The sequence below is a fragment of the Coraliomargarita algicola genome, assembly GCF_033878955.1.
Taxonomy (GTDB): Bacteria; Verrucomicrobiota; Verrucomicrobiia; order Opitutales; family Coraliomargaritaceae; genus Thalassobacterium; species Thalassobacterium algicola.
In genome coordinates this window covers 5,007,144-5,027,508 of record NZ_CP138858.1, presented here as the reverse complement: position 1 = coordinate 5,027,508, position 20,365 = coordinate 5,007,144, and the positions used below count along the sequence as shown (strand labels likewise).

Annotated in this window: 15 protein-coding genes; 3 read left to right on the top strand and 12 right to left on the bottom strand. The window is 49.2% G+C overall.

Annotated features, from left to right (window positions below; translation table 11 throughout):
• The first annotated feature begins 55 nt into the window (after positions 1-55).
• Positions 56-1,213, top strand: coding sequence for a hypothetical protein (locus tag SH580_RS20585; protein ID WP_319832697.1), 1,158 nt, complete (start codon positions 56-58; stop codon positions 1,211-1,213).
• A 61-nt stretch (positions 1,214-1,274) separates the two neighbouring features.
• Here SH580_RS20585 and SH580_RS20580 read toward each other — a convergent pair whose 3' ends face one another.
• The 9 genes from SH580_RS20580 to SH580_RS20540 form a co-directional block, all read right to left on the bottom strand.
• Complete coding sequence (locus SH580_RS20580; protein WP_319832696.1) at positions 1,275-4,616, bottom strand: hybrid sensor histidine kinase/response regulator; 3,342 nt, start codon at positions 4,614-4,616, stop codon at positions 1,275-1,277.
• Positions 4,617-4,816: 200 nt separating this feature from the next.
• Complete coding sequence (locus tag SH580_RS20575) at positions 4,817-6,871, bottom strand: glycosyltransferase (RefSeq protein WP_319832695.1); 2,055 nt, start codon at positions 6,869-6,871, stop codon at positions 4,817-4,819.
• Between the two features lie 8 nt (positions 6,872-6,879).
• Complete coding sequence (locus tag SH580_RS20570) at positions 6,880-8,358, bottom strand: glycosyltransferase (protein WP_319832694.1); 1,479 nt, start codon at positions 8,356-8,358, stop codon at positions 6,880-6,882.
• A 43-nt stretch (positions 8,359-8,401) separates the two neighbouring features.
• On the bottom strand, positions 8,402-10,711 hold the full coding sequence (locus tag SH580_RS20565) for an NAD(P)-binding domain-containing protein (protein WP_319832693.1): 2,310 nt from the start codon (positions 10,709-10,711) through the stop codon (positions 8,402-8,404).
• A gap of 5 nt (positions 10,712-10,716) precedes the next feature.
• On the bottom strand, positions 10,717-11,442 hold the full coding sequence (locus SH580_RS20560; protein WP_319832692.1) for a DUF547 domain-containing protein: 726 nt from the start codon (positions 11,440-11,442) through the stop codon (positions 10,717-10,719).
• A 19-nt stretch (positions 11,443-11,461) separates the two neighbouring features.
• Positions 11,462-12,154 carry a DUF6503 family protein gene (locus SH580_RS20555; protein WP_319832691.1) on the bottom strand — a complete coding sequence of 231 codons (693 nt, stop codon included), beginning with the start codon at positions 12,152-12,154 and terminating at the stop codon, positions 11,462-11,464.
• A gap of 214 nt (positions 12,155-12,368) precedes the next feature.
• Entirely contained in the window at positions 12,369-13,334 is a 966-nt protein-coding gene (locus tag SH580_RS20550) for a GlxA family transcriptional regulator (protein ID WP_319832690.1), read from the bottom strand.
• A 73-nt stretch (positions 13,335-13,407) separates the two neighbouring features.
• On the bottom strand, positions 13,408-13,833 hold the full coding sequence (locus SH580_RS20545; RefSeq protein WP_319832689.1) for a hypothetical protein: 426 nt from the start codon (positions 13,831-13,833) through the stop codon (positions 13,408-13,410).
• Positions 13,834-13,929: 96 nt separating this feature from the next.
• On the bottom strand, positions 13,930-14,523 hold the full coding sequence (locus SH580_RS20540; protein WP_319832688.1) for a DUF4202 domain-containing protein: 594 nt from the start codon (positions 14,521-14,523) through the stop codon (positions 13,930-13,932).
• 182 nt (positions 14,524-14,705) lie between these two features.
• On the opposite strand from SH580_RS20540, the gene SH580_RS20535 reads away from it, so the two are divergent.
• Complete coding sequence (locus SH580_RS20535) at positions 14,706-16,319, top strand: sensor histidine kinase (protein WP_319832687.1); 1,614 nt, start codon at positions 14,706-14,708, stop codon at positions 16,317-16,319.
• 21 nt (positions 16,320-16,340) lie between these two features.
• On the opposite strand, the gene SH580_RS20530 is transcribed toward SH580_RS20535, so the two are convergent.
• Together SH580_RS20530 and SH580_RS20525 are read right to left on the bottom strand one after the other, a co-directional pair.
• Complete coding sequence (locus SH580_RS20530; RefSeq protein ID WP_319832686.1) at positions 16,341-17,498, bottom strand: SGNH/GDSL hydrolase family protein; 1,158 nt, start codon at positions 17,496-17,498, stop codon at positions 16,341-16,343.
• 47 nt (positions 17,499-17,545) lie between these two features.
• A complete protein-coding gene (locus SH580_RS20525; RefSeq protein WP_319832685.1) occupies positions 17,546-18,325 on the bottom strand; it encodes an alpha/beta hydrolase family protein in 780 nt (259 codons plus the stop codon).
• Between the two features lie 205 nt (positions 18,326-18,530).
• Between SH580_RS20525 and SH580_RS20520 the strand changes: the two genes are divergently transcribed.
• Positions 18,531-19,577 (top strand): collagen-binding domain-containing protein, encoded by a 1,047-nt coding sequence (locus SH580_RS20520; RefSeq protein WP_319832684.1) that lies wholly within the window; start codon positions 18,531-18,533, stop codon positions 19,575-19,577.
• Positions 19,578-19,637: 60 nt separating this feature from the next.
• On the opposite strand, the gene SH580_RS20515 is transcribed toward SH580_RS20520, so the two are convergent.
• The gene (locus tag SH580_RS20515; RefSeq protein WP_319832683.1) at positions 19,638-20,135 is read right to left on the bottom strand and encodes a GAF domain-containing protein; all 498 of its coding nucleotides are present in this window, start codon (positions 20,133-20,135) and stop codon (positions 19,638-19,640) included.
• Positions 20,136-20,365: the final 230 nt, after the last annotated feature.

Genomic DNA, 20,365 nt, shown 5'->3' with positions numbered 1-20,365 from the left:
ACAAAGATTAAAAATATATTTGGTATAACTCCAAAACTTTGTTAATTAGATGCTTATGAGCTCAGAGACCCGAATTTATTCTACAATTAGTGAACTGTCGTCCGAACTGCCCGGCATTCGTGATCGTCTCAAGACGGGCTCCAGCCATAAACCTCAAGGCATCGCGGGCTTCGACGGCTTCATCGATACTTTTATTCGTATGGAGCAACCGGCAACGATGGCTGAATTAGGGCCCAAGATCGCTGCAGCGGCTGGCATCGCGGCTTCCTACTCGGTTCATCATAATGGTGATAAATTTGGAGGTAATGGCCCACTGCTCACTGCAGCGCTGCATGGAATACATGACTCACAGATCGACCTGACCTACATCGGTGCCATGGGGCGCGACGCGATACTCCCAATCTTCGAAGATGCCTTGGCAAGCAAAACGACACGCCTTTTCTCGCTCGCAGAACCGGCCCATAGCGATTGTCTGGAATTTGAGGATGGCAAAGTCATGCTCTGTGATATGCGTAGCTGCTCTGAAATCACATGGGAACGGCTGCTACTGACTGTCGGTGCCGATGAGTTGGACCAGTTACTGAAGGACAGCGACTTTATCGCGGCTGTGAATTGGGGCAAACTGCCAAATGTCGGCGAGATTTGGAATCAAATTGCCAGCCGACTCAGTAAATTAGGGGTCAAAAAAAAGAAACTTCCGTTTTTTATGGACCTCGCGGAATTTGAACAACGCCCCCGGGAAGATCTGGAGCGCCTGCTTTTAGACCTGCCAGCGATCACTGCTCAGTGTCATACCCTGCTGAGCTTCAACCTAAAAGAGGCTTGGCAAATGGGAGCCTATTTGGGGGGCGATTTTAATGGTCAAAAAGCTCCGGAATCGGTGGCGGCTTTGGCTACCTTTTTAAAAGAACGCATCGAAGTGGACCGCATCGTGATCCACCCGAACGACGGAGCCGCCTGCGCGAGTGCCCAAGGTACGGTCTATGTTCCGGGGCCAGTGGTCAAAACGCCCCTGATATCTACCGGGGCCGGCGATCATTTTGGGGCGGGTTGCCTGAGTGGCGCTTTGCTCGAGTTGGACGATCTAGGCATACTACTAGCCGGAGTCTGCTGTAGCGGCTATTTTGTGCGAACGGGCGAATCACCTAGCTTTGCACAAATCGACTCGTTACTCGAACTGTGGCAAGCGGGAGATCTTCCGGAGCGCTTGTAGCCGGATTCCATTTAGCTTCACAAGAGATACAGCAAGCCTCACGTAACCAAGAGTTCTAGCATCATTTTTGAGCGATTGCTTCGAGGATCTCTTCCAACTGATTTGGAGAGATTGGCTTGGTTAAAACATCAACCATGCCAGTCGATAAACATTGCTCATGCATACCGACTGAGTTGTCAGCCGTTAATGCATAAATGGGAGTGGCTCTATTGGCCCCCTCGCTACGTATAAGATCCATGGTTTCAAAACCGCTGAGCTCAGGCATGTGTAAATCCATCAAAATCACATCAAACTTTTTTTGACGGCAAGCCTCGATAGCAGTATGACCGCCATCGGCGAGCGTATAATCGAGCCCGATTTTTTTCATCAGCGATTCAAAGTAGAGACGGTTGAAGCCATCGTCTTCGACTAGTAATAAACGTAAGCTGCGAAGCGCAGCAGAACCGCCGGCTTGCCCTTCACCAGCCTCGGGCTGAGTCGAGTGTGGCAACTCAGGCTCTTGAATTTCAAGTGGAAGCGTAACGGTAAAGGTGCTGCCTTTGCCCGCCTGGCTGGACACCTCAATTCTACCGTTAGAAAAAGCAATCAACTTACTACAAATGGCGAGTCCCAACCCGAGGCCTCCGTGTGCACGGGAGCATGAGCTATCCACCTGTGTAAAGGCGTTAAAAATTTTCTCCTTGGATTCCGTTGAAATCCCGATGCCACTATCTTCAATGATGAAACAAAACTCCGGCAAATCCGAACTGGACGAGTGCACCTGACCGACCGTTAAACGTACATAGCCTTCGTCGGTATATTTACATGCATTCTGTAATAAGTTACTCAAAATACGTAACAGTATTTCTGAATCGTGGACGACCTTAAGCGTCTCACTAATAGCCATCAAGTCCCCCTGACCGTTGACGAATTCGTATGCTAAACCGTCGCTCATTGGACGAATGCCATCGAAGGCCAAACGACAGATTTCTAACAAATTGAAAGTCGTATTGTTCTGATTGAGCTTACCTTGATCCAATCGTGTATAATCAAGAATGGCTTCAATTAATTTCAATTGTCGCTCACCGGAGCGATAAATAATATCCAATAGCTCCAAATCTTCTGGAGTCGCCCCCTTTCTCAATAAATCTGTAAAACCCAAAATAGGATTGAGAGGTGTTCTTAATTCATGGCTCATCACAGCCAAAAATTCATCTTTAGCGCGATTAGCGACCTCTGCCTCTGATTTGGCGAGCGCCATATGCTGAAAGGCTTCCTGCTTCTGCGCTTCGAGTTCGATACTGTGCAGTGCAAAGGCTATGTCGTTGCACATTTCTTTGAAGAGAGCCAATTCCTCTTCGGTGGCTTGAACACCTTGGGCAGTGCAAATCGTGAGGACTCCGTAGACGATTTGCTCATATTCAAGCAAACCGCAAAAGCGATGACTCTCCTGGATATCACTTGATTCGACCTCAGAAGCCTGAATCGCAGAAAGATCGCAGCTGTCTTTATAATGCATGCAGTGATCTTTTGCACAGAATAAATTATAACACGTGAGTGGTTGCCCAATTTCACAGTTTATCGATAAAGCGCAATGCTCACTCTGATCGGCCGATTCCAAAAAGTCAGAAACATTGCCGTGCCGATCCACCAAAGCACAACTAACATAACTGTATCCACGATCACGCACAAGTATACGTGTGACCTCGCGCAACAGGGTATTCGCATCGGGTTGCTTACGTGTAATCAATTGGTTCACCTTACGCACAGAGCGAAGCACTGTCGTTAGGTGCTGCAGTCTAGCATTATTCAATTCACGCTCTGTGATATCCAAAGAATAGGAAAAATAAAGTTCACGACCATATTCATCGTGACTGATGCCACCATTCATTAACACAGTGAAGTGAGTACCATCCTTACGCTTGGCTTCAAAAATCTGCTCAAAGCGACCATGCTTTTTAACCGTCGCGATGATGCGCGCGGGCATCTCTGGATCGACACAATGGCCCGCAGGTGAAGTGCCGACGATTTCTTCCAAGCGATCATAGCCCCACATATCCAAGTAAGATTTGTTTGCATACACAAATTTACCATCTTGGTCGACGATATCGAAACCACTGTATGCATTCTCAGTGGCCTCTGAAATCATCTTTAGGCGAGCCTCTTTTTTCCGCTCATCAGTCACATCACGCATCACTCCGGACAAGACAGTGGGCTCGCCCTGAGCATCCCAACGCATCTTCCCTGTTACAGATATTTGGCGTACGTTGCCCCCCGGCTGCACAATTCGGAGTTCAAAATGATGGGGTCGCGCCTCCTCTAAAGACTTCTTGATATGCTCTTCCCAGATTTGCTGGTCATTCTCGTAGAAAACCACATCCACAGTTTCCAGCGTAGGAAAGAATTTTTCAGGATCACGCCCCATGATCTGGAAGGTCTCTTTAGACCACTCAAACACTCCAGTTTGTATATCTAGACTCCAAGCTCCCACTGCGGCCAGATCTCGTGACATACGGAAAAGCGTCTTTGTATGCTCTAGGGCCAATTCGGCCTCTTTAGCTTCCGTGACATCTGCCCATTGACAAACCACATTGTTTAAGACTCCCGCATCATTCGTGATAGGATATAAAATGACGTTCACATGACGCGCATGGCCTTCATTATACCCTTCAGAAAATAAATGAGGCTGCCATAATAACTCGAAAACTGCGACTTTGTTCTCATAAAAAACCTGATGAACCTTATGCATGACCCCCGCCTGCTCCAAGTTAGGATCTTTCAAAGGATTATAATGCCCGATAATTGCATCCGACGAAAGATTTAGTTTCTGACACAAGACAGGATTCGTGCGAATCACATAACCATCCGCTCCAGCAATCCATGTCGGCAATGGACTGTTTTCCAAAAGAGAAGCAAGAAACTGTTCATTACGACGAATTTTGGCTTCGTTCTCATAATGCAGAGATACATCGTGAAATACGAGCACCACCCCCATCATGACATTTGAATCATCTTTAATCGGTGCACCACTATCCGCGATCGGGTATTCTTTTCCATCCTTGGAAAGCAAAGAAGTATGATTCGCTAAACCAACGACTACCCCCTCACGTAAAACACGCTCCACGGGGCTTTCTGCTATTTCACGTGAGATGGTATTGATGATTCGAAAGACCTCACGGGAATCTCGACCATAGGCCTCGCCAGTCGTCCAACCAGTCAACTCTTCAGCCACTCGGTTCATTTTCAAAATACGCCCACTCGCATCTGTGGTCATCACAGCATCACCAATAGAGTTAAAGGTTGTGCGATGATACATCTCACTCGCTCGCAAATCTCTTAACTCTTTGCTCAACTGCTGTAATTGACGCTTCGCCTCATCCAAGTCTTGAAGCGAATGAATCATCTGCTCACTGAGTTCAGGCATGCATTAACAGGTTAGGGGAAAAGTATTGATAGGAACGAAACCAAGGCATGCTATACTATTTTTTTACATGCATCAAACGATATTAAACCTTTTTCGATCAAAGATCGTACCATGACATGGAAAATAGTAACTGAGACTCTCCGCTAGCATATTTCACCTCCAGAGTCATCCCTGAGAAGCAGCAATGAAACCCCTCGACTTTATTTGCGCTGATTATAATATTCATCGTACAGCCTATAGCTTAAAGCTTCTGCTTGAGCTCGACTAGACAAACGTACGAACCGGTAGCGAGCAACCAGACGCATAACCAATCTGAATCGCGTCAACCACTCCGAAGCTTTCCAGCTACGATGACACACCTCACAGGGAAGATTCAAAAATAGAAAACCGCCAGTCTCTCGCAAACGCCAGCTCGATTCCACATCCTCCATCAGTGGTTGTCGCGGCATCAATTGATACCGTAAGGCTGTATCACGATGAAAAAACTGAACCTGATCTCCGAATGCGGTGCGCGTAAACAATGCACGCGCATCGTTCAACAGTTCAATCGGCAGCAGTTCCGCTTGTGCCTGCTCAAAACGCTGCCCCATGGCACCCCCGCAAACCGATGGATCCGCGCGCACACTTCGGCTCAACTGCTCAATGGCCGTGGGCGCTAGTGCCGCATCGGCATGCAAGATACATACCCATGTCCCGGTGGCCGCGGCAACGCCCGTAGCGATCTGCTGCCCTCGCCCCTGCTCTGATTGAATGACGCGTACACCAAGTTCACTCTGCCGGGCCAGTTTCAACGTGGCATCTCTGGAGCCAGCATCGACACAGATGACTTCGCAAGGCATGAGACTTTGCGCGCTCACACTTTGCAAAGCTCCCAACAATTGATCCGCAACGTTCAAAGTCGGTATTACAATCGAGACTGTGACCACTTCATCCCTGGGACGCTGACAGGGCAATACAACACGCCCGCGCGTGCTCCACCACTCGTAACACAAAGCAGTAAAAAAGGGCAACCAGAACACAAAACGCTGTAGCAAGCTGAGTCCCCACACATCATTTGACCAGACCATGAAATAGACAGCGCTACTCAAAGACAGCAAAATCCAAGGCAAACTTGGCCGCAGACATACTAGAGGTAAAATCCAAGCAAGATACCAGAAATGTACTGTCGGCGACAAAACGATTAAAGCTCCCAGAATCCAGCGGCCATGCGCATCCAAGGTGGACTGCTCCCGCTCATGCCATCGCCAGAGGCAAACAGATGCGAAAAGAAACATCACAAGCGCCGAGCACAAGCTTCGTGGTAATCCGATGCCCAACAGCAATAAATCGTAAATAGGACCATTAAAACTACGCGTGCCCCCGAACTTAAACAGGCCTGCGAACAAAGCGGGCAAGGATGGCACAAAATAAATCGTCGGCAAAAGCAAGATCACTAAAGAAAGTAAGAGATATGGGCTTCGTCGGTACACCCGATTTAAGAATGTAGATTCGCCGGAATGCTTCCTCTGTCCCCAAATAAAGAATGGTAGCAAGGGCAGAGTAATCCACTTTACTCCAGTGGCCAAGGAGACGAAACACACCGCCCACTTATCGCGGCCCACAGCCGCCGCCCAAAAGCCCCACATCAAAGCGGCCACCATCAGTGCATCAAAATGCCCTTCCCCCGCATAGGCGATTAATACAACCGGTGAAAGTGCATAAAATCCAGAATACTGGAGTGACAGCCCGCGCACTTGCAACAGGCGTAACACTGCCGCCAAAGTTAATAGATCCGCGATCACAAAAAATAGCTTAAATGCAAGCGGATGATACGCAACGGACACCACCGCAGCAAAAGCTAACTCCGACAATGGCGGATAGGCAGTCGCTTGGTCTTTGTGATTCATCTGCACCCATTGTGCATCACGATACTGACGAAGGGATTCCGCATCAGCAGTTTGTGCATATGGACTGATCCCTTCACTCACTAGATGCCCCTCCCACAGATATCGACTCACATCATCTGAAGGCGCAGTCGGCAAAAGCACGACCCGCAACAAAATCGCTGGTATCCAAATTGCGAATACAACAGAGCGCCGACGCTGAAAGCGGGGAAACAAAAAAACGCTTAGCATACCTGCCCCCCCCAGCAAAAGATAGCACAGCACACGAGGCAATCCCGAGGCATCAAAATCAGGCGTCACCCAGGCATAGCCCCCCGCCCCCACGCCTGCGAGCAACAGGCAGAGCATCCAAGCTAGATTACGTGCATACATTTGCCGTCCTAGACTCGAGCCTCTACCAAGCCTTTAGAGCCGACCACGCCGAAACCAAGTGTATACACGGCAATAAATGGCATTAAGGCATATTGCCCCAGGTATCCCAACACGCCAATTGTCAGCGCACAATAAGCGGCAAAAATAATCTCAATGCGCGGCATCCAATCTCGCTGGACCCAGTAATCTTTAAGACTGGTCTCGCCCGCTTTGGGCGTGCGCACAAAGGTGCTATCGTTACCAAACAAGCCAGCGAGCACAGCTTTACCATTGGACAAACAAATCCCAAAGCCAACAATAAGTAAAAATGGGAGGACGGCGATACGTTGCTTCCAGGTATCTGGATGTTCGCTGTATTGGCAAACAACATAGCCCAAACTAGGCCCGATCGCAGCAGGCACTAATAAACTAATGAATAAGACGGAACGATAAAACCAAACGCCACTCTCGCCGAGCGAAACAATGAGTGGAAGCACCAGAAGCGCAATCAATGCCATCTGCAAGTTTAAGCCATAGCGGGTCAAGTGGACCGTCGCTTGTAATTTTTTAAACAAAGGCATCGGAGAACGCCATACGGTGGGCAGGAGTTTACGCGCGGTTTGCAAGGTTCCCTTGGCCCAGCGGTATTGTTGACTTTTGAAAGCGCTGTATGTCGGCGGCAGCTCCGCGGGTACGCGTAATGACGGTAAATAGTGAAAGCGCCAGCCGCGCATCTGTGCACGATAGGACAAATCCAAATCTTCAGTCACGGTATCGTGTTGCCAGCCGCCTGAATCATCAATCGCTTCACGGCGCCAGACCCCGGCCGTGCCGCAAAAATTCATAAACAATCCGTTGCGATTTCGAGCCGTCTGTTCGATGACAAAGTGCCCATCAATTCCCATGGCTTGCACCCGCGTAAGCCAAGATTGGTCCTGATTTACATGATCCCAGCGCGCCTGCACCAGAGCACATTTTTCATCTGCCCACAAGTGAGCGAGTGTACGACGTAGAAAGTCAGCAGGAGGGATGAAATCGCTGTCAAAAATCGCGATAAACTCACCATGACAGACCGCCATCCCCTCCTCTAGTGCGCCAGCCTTATACCCGATCCGATCTGCTCTTCGAAAAACTTCTATCCAATGTCCTTGAGCGCGTAAATCTGCCGCCACTTGGTCAACTAAAGCACAGGTTTCGTCATCTGAATCATCCAGCACTTGAATCTCATGACATGCGTGAGGATAATCGATCGCCGCCACAGCTCGTATCACACGCTCGGCCACATTGATCTCATTATAAAGTGGAATCTGAGTCGTCACGACAGGCAAATCTTCTCGTCCAGCAAAATTCTGCTCAAATTGCGATTCAGTCGTGGCATCGCTGTGCAAGTTGGCATTGCGCTTCCGCCAATAGAGAAAGAGCACTAGGTAGGTATTCATCCCATAGAGTAACAATAGAATACTACAGGATGTATAGAGGGCGAAAACGAATAGACTGAGCAAATTCATAGATAAAAAGGTCATTGTGCCAACATCATGGCGCGAATCGAACTTAGAATGTCTCGCCCCGCTTACGTGCGTTCGATAAGAATTGATCCACTGGCGTCAAGTCTTGTAACTCCTGCATCTGAATAGGCGAAGCTGCCAGCTTATCTAAGACCACTCCCCCCGAACGGCTCATGCGACCGAAGCTTAAGACACCAGTGGGGCACGATTGGACACATGCGGAACAACGCACACACTCCGGATCTTCCATGGGGAGGCCCTTATTGGCAAAGTTCATAATGTCGATCCCCTGATGACACACCGAAGTGCACACATTGCAGGAGATACATTTTTTCTTTTCAGCGAAAATGCGGAATTGCGAAAAACGGGCATAAATGTGCATCAGTGCCGCCAATGGGCATGCAAAACGACACCAAACACGCCCGGACAGATGAAAGTATAAGCCGTAACCAATCGCCCCCGCGAGCCAGAGGTCAATCAACACTTTATAGCTGAATAATTCGTTCTTATCAATAAAGCCCGCAATGGCTTGATCGAATCCCTCCCATGGCGTCACCCAGCCGATAATACGCAGCGCTAATAAAACAAATGCGATGGCCAAAACCCACTGCCCAATCATATTGAGCTTATTCCATTTAGCTCCATGTGGCATTTTATGCCGATGTTGGTCCCCCAGCGTTTCCGCCATCGCCCCGCAAGAGCATATCCACCCGCAATAGGCTCCCTTTCCCCAACGCCATACAATCAGTGGGATCACTACAAAGGTTTGAACAAAGCCAAAAACGATCCACCCCCAAATGGGAGCTGCAGTGAAGATGTTATAAATAAAAAGTGGCCAAGCTAGAATAAAACCAAAGGAGCGCCAAAACTGATTGGGATCACCACCTTGACCGTCTGACAAAAAGGTTCTGCCAAACCATTCTCCGAAGCCACCATTGGTAAATACTCCATGGTGATAAAGGTAGGGAAATAGCAAATACGGCAGAATGAATAACGGAATCACCTGAACAGCCATTAAAGTGCTGGTCTGCAACTTCACATAGGGCGTCTGACGGCGACGCATGCGGCGGACACCAAACACCAGGATCACGGTCGTGTAAATCAGCGCAAAGGTAAATCCCGGATCATTGCGCGCCGCATTCAGGAAGGTATACAGCAAGCTGCCCTCCCCGCCGACTACGGGAATATTAAAGGGGAACCATTGCTTACTAGCAAAAATCTGCCAAAGGTTTGTGTTGGGAATTCCCAGAAAAGTCTTATATGCCTTCAGATGATATAAAAAGGTCATCAGCAGCATAAATGCGATCAGCCCGCCCCAAATCTTCGGCGTCCAATCGCCCGTAACTGGAATACTGGACTTGCGAAAGAAATCCAGCGGCGGTTCGCGGCCAATCAATGTGAATACGTAGTCGTTAGCAATTTTACAATCTTCTGAATCCTCACCACAGAGGACTACATGGTCCTCATTAATTTCCTGTAGCTGAGTTCCCAGCAGCATCTGCAACTGTCCATTGGAGGCCAGTTCCTGAACACGCTCAACATTCTCGGGCTTAGCGCGTGAAAACTCTGTTTTGCGATAGCTTAAAGTCACGCTGGCATCCGCTTCTGCCAATGCAATTGCGGCTTCTAGTGCAGAATCTCCCCCACCGACGACCAACACCTGTTGTCCCGCATGTTCCCCCGCATCGATCAAGCGGTTCGATACTTTGTCCAAATTCTCGCCTGGCACATTGAGTTTGCGATAGTTTCCCGTGCGGCCAATCGCGACGATTACGCGCTGCGCACGCACGGGCGCGCCTTGCGCTAATTTCACGCGTAGCACGCCTCCATCACGTTCGATGTGCTCAACCTTAGCTGAGGTAGTTTCGATGCCATGCGCCTCTTGTTGTGCCTGCAGCTCCAGTAAAAGGTCTTCTTTTACCTTGGATTCAAACCGTAATTCGCCGACAGGCGTCATTTCGCTGGGATAGGTGTAAATCGGCTTTTTACGTGGAAAATTCTGAATGGTGGAAAAGCTCTCGTCGGCCTCAAATAGCATATAGCTAAGACCCGCTTTTTTGGCTTCAATCGCGGCGGCTAAACCTGAAACCCCTGCCCCGACAATCACCAGATCATGGATGCGGGCATCATTACCCGCGCCTGGTTTAAAGTCGGGCTCTTCCAAAATACTTAAAACAGCCTTAGCCCCCGTATCTGCGGAAAACTTAAGTAAAGGCACCCCAGTGAGATCTCCCACAACACGGACTCCCTTCAAGCGAGTCGTGCCGTCGGCATTGACACTCGGTCCCTTTTCAACTCCGCCAGCAGGCCAACGTGTATGCAGCCAATGCGTATAACGTGTAATTAAGTTTTGCATAAGCATTATTCCGCAGAATTGAGCGACCAGTCATAATCGATCCAAGTCACCTCATATTGAGGCGGCAATGCGTCCGAACGATAACGGTTTAAAAAGAGAGCGGGATTATCCACACCAAAATCAGATGCATACCAATTAAACAATTCAGAATATGCCGTGCGCTGCTTCCGAGAATCCACACGCGCGGCCCGGTCGCTGGCGGCAAACAAGCGTGCCTGCTCTTCAAGCTGTGCGTTGAGCAGTTCAGCCCGATAGGGCTCCTGTCGCAAGGGCGGACAACTCACACTGGCGCAATTGACAGCAAAATGAATCCGTGGATCGGGGAACTGCTGCAACAAGATCCCCTTCTCGATATCATCCAGACTCAAGTTTCGGTCTCCTTGCTTAATGTAATTTTTCCTAAAGATACTAAATGGAATCAGCCCGATATCTTTCACAGAGTCAATCGGATAGCGCTGCAGCACTGCTTGAAGCATCGCCGCATTATACAGGTTAATGTAAAATGCTTTTTGCTCCTCAGGCGCAAGTTGCGCCACATTCACCTGCGACCAATTCGACAGAACAAGATCCAGCGCTTTGACATCCTTAGCATTATCCGCCCAGGCTTGATAGCTCACACCGTCAGCCTGCACATACTTCTGTAATAGAACCGCATAAACGGAATCACCGACCTTGGACTCAGCAATATTAAGAACGAGGCAAAAGCCCCACAGTAGCGAAAAATATTTCATATTTCGTAGGCTTAAAGCACTATTTAAGCGGCAATTCACGCGCACCAGTCGGCACCGAGAAGTCGGCCGCTTGTTTCGTCGTGTAACGAATATTAGAAACAGTGCCAACACCTTTCGGTGCATCACCAACGACTGTATGCTGCTCTGGATTCCAATACCAAAACTCATAGCGTGTGGCAATCATCGGTCCATCGGCATCGACATAATCAAAATACTTAAGAATTGATGGCGACTGATTGGCGGTCTCCACGTCTTTGCCAAAAGTTACAATGTAAGCCATGGCATCCACCAGTTGTGTTTTGGGATCGAGATAGAAGCGGTACCAATCATCAGGTGTATCGCCCATATCTTGGCCAAAGGTTTGCAAGACCGTGTCATATACTTTGCCCTCGACTTCAGCGCTGTTGAGATCACTCAAATGAATCCCGTCGCCCTGCATTTTAAAGGGTGCCATAATAAACCATGGCCATGTGAGCACATGGAAACGTCCTTTGGGTGCCGCCGCATCCGCCGGCGTCACCCATGCAGTGTTGCCATCAAAAATAACAGATACACCATCTTGACGGTCATAGCGAGCACGTGGCCCATGTGCTTCGAAGCTAAATGTGCCCTGCACAATCGGATTTCCGCCAAAGATAATTTCCACATCGGCAACGACCACTTCTTTCCCCCACCATGCACGTAATCCGTGCGCCTCTTGCGTCGCTGACACGACCGATGACAATTTCGACACATTTGCAGGCTCCGCCTGTGCCGTGCTGAAAATAGCGATTATTGTGAGAAATAATGCAGATGAGAGAGATGGTATGGTTTTCGAGATCATGGCCATAGGATAGCCCAACACCGTCTTTATTCCGAGCAATCAGCATTTTATGTATTTCACATTGAGCGACCTGCTCCCCATCTATGCAGCCCCACTGAACTAATTACCGACTGCGCCGCATACGCTCCTTAGCCTCACGTCGCACGGTCTGCGGAGGACGTCCCAGCAAGCGTAAAAAAGAACGACGCATTCTCTCCATATCCAGAAAGCCTGTTTTTAGAGCAATTTCTTCCAACGACTGTGAAGTGTGCGCTTCGATCCTGACTTGAGCGTCCCTCACGCGTAATAATTCTACAGCCTTAGCGGGCGTTTGCCCCGTTTCCTCACGAAAAACACGAGCAAACTGGCGAGGGCTCAAACATGCGACCTCCGCCAGGACATCCACGCTTAGGTCTTCGCCTAAGTGAGCCCGCGCATAGCTAAGCACTAGACTCATACGTTCCGAACGTGCCTGAACCTGAAGCAACTCCGAATATTGAGATTGGCCGCCTGGCCTCCGCAAATAAACCACTAAATCCTGAGCGACCGACCGCGCCACGCTCTCACCGAAATCTTCTTCGATCAGTGCCAGTGCCAAATCGATGCCGCTGGTAATCCCCGCAGAGCTCCATACATTGCCATCTTTAAGAAAGATTCGGTCTGGCTCCAGCTGGACTTCCGGGTATTGCTGGCGAAATAACTCCGCAAAACGCCAGTGAGTCGTCACCTTTACCCCAGAGAGCAAACCTGTAGATGCCAGTAAAAAAGCTCCGGTGCACACACTCACTATGCGATTCGTTCGCTCAGCAGCATAACGCAGGGCATCCAAGGTACGCGTACACTCACATACGCTAGCCATTTCATCGCTACCAATCACGATCAAGCTGTCACAATAATCGTTCGATAATCGCTGGGAATCCAACTGCAAGCCATTGGAACAAAGGATGGGGCCCCCCATCAGAGAAACTGTCTCAAGTTCGTAGCTGCACGCACCATGATGCCTTTGCGCAATCTCAAATGCGGCCAAGGGCCCAGCGAGATCGAGCATCTGTATGCCGGGGAAAATAAAGAATCTAACTTTGATAGGCAACGAAACTGATAAATATTATGAAAAAAGGTGGACTGCTAGCGACGAGCCCCAGGCACGTCAACCACCAACAAACTCATCGTGTAGAAGCAGTTATCAACTTAAAACGGATGGCCTCACCGGTAATATGCTTTCTTTCAGAGGAAAGCAGAACACCCAAATCACTGCCGCCGAGACTAAAGTCCGGCACTGAAGATGCAGCGTAGTCTTTTAGAACAATAGCTTCCGCCCCAAGTTCGGCCGCTCGCTGCTTTAATGCGCGTAAAGCCGCATCCGTCGCGCGCTCGGCCTTACATAGGTAGCCTTTAGGTGCAGAAGCCTCAACCAGCCCCAAAGTCTCATAAGCTTGCGGATAACTCGTCAAAATTTGAACCTCACTCGCGAGAGTGGCCTCATAATTATAAACGCTGGTGCGTATGGCACTACTGGTAGAGCAAGCTGTCATGCCAATGAGCATGCAAAATGAAAGAATGAGCGAAGCGGTCACGTTAATTAATTTCATGATATAATGGGTTAGGAAGCACCATTTTATCATAAAATCGACCACGCGCTATGCCACAGAAACCTCAAATCCTGCCATGGCGCGCTCCCCCGAGCATCAGGACAAAGCTTGCTGTACCAATCGACTGGCGCGATCTGAGAGTTTCAGTTTGAGCGCAGCCGCATGCCCACGCGCACTCATTTTAGCCCAAGTCTTCTGCAATATACGGATGACCTTGGCCTCGTCCCACTGGTCCAGATAGGACTCAAACTGGGTTTCCAGGAAAACCAGGCAGAGCGCATCCTCAATCAATTGCACCTCATAATTAGACTTCAGCCCCTCCTTCAGATTAATGGTACTCACTGCCTCGATCATGGTGGAATCGTAAGCATGTGCACCTAAGATCTCGGCACTTTTCTGAGCATGCCATTTTTTCAAATCGCTGCGCCATTTCAGATAGCCCCCTCGCCCCTCAGGGTAACTACTACGAGGCACTTCCCAACGACATAGATGCTGGCAACGCGCCGCTAAATGCACGGCTTCACTGGCTTCTGGATCGAGAGCCTCCACCCAGCGGGTCATTGCGTAGGCGTCGTGCAACTCCTTCGGCATGGGCTTTCCCTCAAACTCGACCCTATTGGGGTCCTGAGCGTTGAGCGCATCAAATGCGGCAATAGTTTCAATAAAGCGCGGGTTTTCTTTAAAATGCATGATCTACATTGACTGAAGCAGGAGTCCGGACATGTCACACTAAAAACATGATGAAAACACCATTAGGATAGACACGGTTCCTTGTTTTTGAATTAAACAATTCTCGTCGGATCCTATGCGTCGACAAATACTAAAAATTTTAGATACAATTGGAAAACCCTAGCAATCGATACTGACCCGCCATGCCAACTCTATTATTCAAACAGCCCAGAGCAGGCTATTTTGCTGCCAGTCCGCTGCTATGGTTGTTGCTGGTAGCCAGTGGCATCATTGGAGGTGCAGTTGTCATCGATACTCACTTAGAGCGTGTCGATTTGGAGCGAGCGCTCAATGACCAGCGCGAAGAAACTTTATCAGAAGCCTCGATCCTAGCCTCGCGCATTCAAGCGGAAACCATTTCGACTTTCTATCTCGTCGTCGGATTGGCTCGTATGATTGAAATCAACGGCGGTATTACCGATGAGGAGTTTCAGGAAATTTGCTCTCGCTTAGTAAGTTCACGCTCAGGACTTCGTAACATTGCCGCAGCACCGGATATGGTCGTTCGCCATGTATATCCGCTGGAGGGTAATGAGGCTGCACTCGGACTCGACTATGCCAAACACCCCACCCAAAGAGAGGGTGCATTTAAGGTTAAAGAGACTGGCAAACCTATCATTGCAGGACCATTTACACTAGTTCAAGGCGGAGAAGCCGTGATCGGCCGCTTTCCAGTCTATATTCGTTCAAAAGAGAACCAGCAGCTGGAATTCTGGGGCATTCTTTCTACCCCATTTGATACTGGCGTCTTGTATGAAGAAGCGGGGCTATACGACCCATCCCTACCGATACAGGTGAATATACGAGGGCAGGATGCAAGCGGCGCCAAGGGAGAAATATTCTATGGCTCGCCTGCAATCGATCAGGCCGACCCGGTGCGCTCCCCGATCAAATTGCTCTCAGGAAGTTGGGAGATGGCTGCGGTGCCTAAAGCTGGCTGGCTACAGGTCTCCCCGAATGCATTCTATATTCGAACGATCACAGTGATAGTGACGGTATTGGTGTTAGTGGTCATTTTCCTTTACTACCTCTTTATACGACGCGTCCAACACAGTCAGAATATGGAGCGCGATGTCGCATCCATCAAGGAGCGATTTTATGCAAACATGAGTCATGAGTTACGGACACCACTCAATGGAATTTGCGGCATGTCTGAACTCATCAAAATGTCAGCGGATGATAAGGAAATTGTCGACAACGCCTCCGTCATACTTCAATCGGCCCAGACATTGACCCGCCTACTGGACGACGTCCTAGTCCTGAGCCAATCCAAGCAACTACATTTATATCATTACCGGGAGATCGAACTTGACTCATTTTTACGAGAACTGGTGCCCCCATTGATCCACCAAGCCGAGTCGAAGGGAGTCGCTTTTCAAGTCCAGCCGATCCCGACAGACTGCGCTACAATTACCTGCGACCCGCCAATGTTGCGACAGATACTCTGGAACCTCTTGTCAAATGCAGTCAAATTCACGCATACGGGTGAGGTGTCACTGACCGTAATGCCACATTCATCGGATCAAATTTCATTCCATATCCGCGATACTGGCATCGGAATTGACGCCAGTCGAATCGATGGAATCTTTGAAGCTTTTGTGCAAGAAGACGCCAGCAACACACGCCGTTTTGGTGGCGCTGGCTTGGGCTTGGCCATCGTCCAAAGATTTGTAACTCAACTGGGCGGCACGATCCAAGTAAAGAGTCAGAAAAACAACGGCAGTGAATTTATCGTCACACTAAATCGAGCTCAGTAAAATGCTCGCGCCAGCAGCGTGTTACTCCGCCAGCGCGAGCACCGCACCACCTGCCACACAAACACTTTCCAGACGCAACTCTTCCCCATCAGCGAGTTTGGGGGTAATTTCGAGAGTATGTGTAATTCCGGGTTTTAGCCCCTGTGCAATTATCTGCACGTGCCGCATATTACCGTCCTTGCAATACATATTGTACTCCTTGGCTTCACCACCATCGATTCGCACAATGTAGCGACCTGACTTCTGAGTCCCCTCTCCGAAAAGCAGCACGGATTGCCCCTGAAACTCTAGCTTCAAAGCCTCTGGCACAACGCCCTCAACTGCACGCGCAATCGCGACATCGTCCATCCAACGCGAGCATACAAAATCAAAGGCAATCGCATTACGATGCGGCACCCCGCGCGACCACCCTGCAGGCAAAATGTCTAAGCCACATAAACGGAAGCGATCCAATTGCATGTAGTGATCTGGGTGCAACATTGTCTCTGGTAAATGACATACTAACTCCTCTTGCACCGCCTCCAGATAAGTGGCCCAGACACACTCCGCATATAGAGCATAGCCCGCATCACCAGGATGCGTTTGATCATAAGGAAGATCCCACAGTTCATCCGGTGTAGCACGTCCTTCCACTACGACAGCTTGCCGCATCTGTGCCAGAACATCTGCCAGAGGCAATTGATAGGCAGCCCCAATCTCCTTGTGCAATGCATCCAGAGGGCGCGACGAAGGCTCGAGCTGAACATCCGCCTTCATCGCCAATATGACTTGAATCACCGGAGTACCAGATCGCAACAATTGACGTATAATGGCCTCATACGAGGAAAGACGGTCATCTGTCGGCAAGGCATACGCGCCATCGTTAACTGTAAAATCAAGAAAAACGAGATCCGGTTGATAATCCAGAACATCACGCTGCAAGCGGAAGACCCCTAGTTGTGAACCAGTGCCCCCAATCGCCGCATCTACAAAAGTGAACTTAGCCTGTGGATAACGCTCACGCAGGTGATTAGACACTAACGCCCGATATGAAGTCTTAAGTGGATCCGTAGCCTGCGCGCCCCAAGTCAAGCTGCCACCAAGAAAGGCCACAGTGAGTGAACTGCCACCAGCGGCACGTTGATCGAATTCTGAAAAGTGCAGGGATGACTGCGCGGTCGTTACTTGTGTCGAAATCATAACAAAAATAGTAAAAAATATTAGATGTTTCATATAGAAAAATGATATCAGTGGCAGGGAATAGAAGCTTCCAAAAATGCGACAATCGGCGTGGGGTCAGGCAAACCATGGGGATGGTGCTTGCCACCAGGAATCATGATGACCTGGTAGTCGCCGCCTAGTTGTTGAACATTCTGTCCGAGGCCTAGTGAATTCTCCTGATAAGGAACAATCTCATCGCGATCACCACAGACATGTAAAATTGGGATTTTCGCATCCACGATGGGCCTCAAGACCTCCAAACTGAGTGGCTGGTCTGCATAAGCCAAAGCTTCCGCATGACTCAAATCATATACTTTGAGTAAGTTCCGCCAATCGTTCTCACTCCCAGGCCCCACACCGATACCACCTGGCCAGCTACGAAAGTCACATACAGGATTATCGGCATAGAGCGCGCAAACCTTCTCCGGATAGCGCGATGCAAAATTATAAGCAGAAAGCCCTGCTCGACTCAGTGCCACCACCGCCATTCGCTCACTCAGACCTAAGCTTTGTGTGACAAACAGGTGCATCGCAGCAAAAAGCTCAACCGCATGCGGGCAGCCATAATGATCTGGCAGGTCCAAGAAAACCAGCACCCATCCACGCTCCAAAAGCATCTGATCTGTCTGAGCAAACGCACCAAAAAACTCCGGTCGCCAAAACCAAGGACTCCCGGATGCCATCATTCGAGGCAGAACGACTCGCAAGACACGTTCCTTAAAATTTAAAGCATAACCATTAAAACCTTCCCACTCAATGGGAGTCGCTCCTTTCGCACACAATCGACTACACAGGGTATCTAACATTTTCAGGGCATTTGAGTGAAAGCAGTGCCGATGTATGGCGCTTAAAACATCAAAATGAACATCAGATTCTAGTATATCAATTTAAAAAAATCCTTTTCCCTAAAAAAAGCGAGCACCCGATAAAGCGCATCCCAAGATGAGCAAATTAGGGGCATTACCCCCTTGACTAATACGTGATTTCCGCAAACAATCTGCGTAAATCACCATGACTACAAAATACTCATATTTCCTTCGCAAATACGGTAAGCTCACATACATCGCACTGGCCAGCAGCCTCGCAGCAGTCATCAGCGGCAATGCCAGCACCCTCGACTTGCCAGTGGCGGACCTGCTCACTAAGTATAACATGGTAGCCTTGGGCGACTATACGACAACGGCACACACTGAAGGACGTTTCATCGTATATGGCTCGACCTATGGCAGTGTTTCGGGGGCCCCCAACACCTTGACAGTCACACCACCAGACGAATCAGTCATAGTCGCAGGCTCTGTAAATGGAAATATGACGATCAATTCAGGAAATGTGCGCATCAGCACAAATGGCGTCAACGCTGGGGTCATCCTCACCAACCAAGGTAGCATGGCGACCTTCAGCAATGGCAAAAGAATTCAAGTCAACTCCGGTGGCAAAGTCATCCTGGATCCCGATATGGACATAAGCTCTAGTGCCCAGGAAATGAAGGCATTCGCGGTAAATGTGGGCAAGCTCATCAACGACAGTGGCGCCTCTCTTTACGTCAACAATCAGGGTGATTTAGTTGGCAACCTAGTCGATTCCAACGCCGATGGCCTCGTCGTCGTCAATATGGCCTTCGATCAGCTGACCCAGATTAGCAACAACAACGATAAATCGCTCCTAAGTCAACTGGCAGCTGTGGATGGCGTCGTCGTCAATATCACCGGCACTCCCACTGGCGCATTTAAAAATGACGGCTGGAACGATACATTCGCTTCGAAAATGCTCTTCAACTTCGTCGACGCAACTGCCGCCGATACCATCACCATCGGAGGCAATGGAAAATTCTGGGGCAGCATTCTGGCACCTGAAGCCAACATTAACAGTGTAGGCAACATTATCGAAGGTGTTGTAGTGGCCAACAATATCGAAACTGGCGGCCAAGAGCTCCACCTCCCCGCGCTGGACACCAACTTCACAGAAAAGCTAGTTGCAGCCGTCCCCGAACCCACCACCTACGCCCTCATCTTTGGATTCTCTGCACTCATCATGGTCGCCATGAAACGCCGTGTTTAGGCCGTATCTAAGTTTTCCGCTAGGAATCGAAGGCGCTGGCGGTAAAATCTAAAACTGCAGCTAGCCTCGGTGTGCATCCGGCCCAAAGGGAGCAAAAGTGCCGACATCACCCACCATTGGGGCATCCATATCTGCCAATAATTCGCTGACTTGCCGCGCACAGCTCTCGACATAAGCAAGGTCCTGCTCCGTAAAAGCATCGTGCAATTTGGAAGAGCTAAAATTCACGGTCCCCCAAACACTATCCTTACGGATAATGGGTGCACCGATATAAGCTTCCAGAGGCAAACTCAAGTACAAGGGATGCAAGCGCAAGCCAGGAACATGATCGATATCCGTTAGAGCCATAGCTTTCCCCGACTGGTATACGTCCCGACAGTAAGTTTTTTCCAGTGGAAAAACTGCATTCTCAACCAGCTCCCCCATCTCGCTATTAATCGCAATCACCCGATACAGCCCGTTGTATATGTGACTAACAATACCAATCGGTACGTCCAACTGCTTCACACCTGCATCCAATATGCGATGGCAAGATATACGTAATTTTTGATGAAGCATAATAACCCCCGATTCCTAGATAGATAATGATCAACTAACTAGCAAATGGCGACATATTTCCACCGATCTAATACGATTAAAGCGGGTGTATCTAAACAACGAACGCCGAATTCATTGCCTCGCATTTGAATCACACCACAATGAACGACTTTAGATAAAAGATTCGCAACACACACACAAAAAAAAGCACTTCATCCCAACAGGGACGAAGTGCTTTCAGTAGATTAACT

Excerpts from the sequence above, each read along its gene's own strand:
- SH580_RS20585 (WP_319832697.1), top strand. The coding sequence starts at position 56 with ATGAGCTCAGAGACCCGAATTTATTCTACAATTAGTGAACTGTCGTCC.
- SH580_RS20580 (WP_319832696.1), bottom strand. The coding sequence starts at position 4,616 with ATGCCTGAACTCAGTGAGCAGATGATTCATTCGCTTCAAGACTTGGAT.
- SH580_RS20575 (WP_319832695.1), bottom strand. The coding sequence starts at position 6,871 with ATGTATGCACGTAATCTAGCTTGGATGCTCTGCCTGTTGCTCGCAGGC.
- SH580_RS20570 (WP_319832694.1), bottom strand. The coding sequence starts at position 8,358 with ATGAATTTGCTCAGTCTATTCGTTTTCGCCCTCTATACATCCTGTAGT.
- SH580_RS20565 (WP_319832693.1), bottom strand. The coding sequence starts at position 10,711 with ATGCAAAACTTAATTACACGTTATACGCATTGGCTGCATACACGTTGG.
- SH580_RS20560 (WP_319832692.1), bottom strand. The coding sequence starts at position 11,442 with ATGAAATATTTTTCGCTACTGTGGGGCTTTTGCCTCGTTCTTAATATT.
- SH580_RS20545 (WP_319832689.1), bottom strand. The coding sequence starts at position 13,833 with ATGAAATTAATTAACGTGACCGCTTCGCTCATTCTTTCATTTTGCATG.
- SH580_RS20540 (WP_319832688.1), bottom strand. The coding sequence starts at position 14,523 with ATGCATTTTAAAGAAAACCCGCGCTTTATTGAAACTATTGCCGCATTT.
- SH580_RS20535 (WP_319832687.1), top strand. The coding sequence starts at position 14,706 with ATGCCAACTCTATTATTCAAACAGCCCAGAGCAGGCTATTTTGCTGCC.
- SH580_RS20530 (WP_319832686.1), bottom strand. The coding sequence starts at position 17,498 with ATGATTTCGACACAAGTAACGACCGCGCAGTCATCCCTGCACTTTTCA.
- SH580_RS20525 (WP_319832685.1), bottom strand. The coding sequence starts at position 18,325 with ATGTTAGATACCCTGTGTAGTCGATTGTGTGCGAAAGGAGCGACTCCC.
- SH580_RS20520 (WP_319832684.1), top strand. The coding sequence starts at position 18,531 with ATGACTACAAAATACTCATATTTCCTTCGCAAATACGGTAAGCTCACA.
- SH580_RS20515 (WP_319832683.1), bottom strand. The coding sequence starts at position 20,135 with ATGCTTCATCAAAAATTACGTATATCTTGCCATCGCATATTGGATGCA.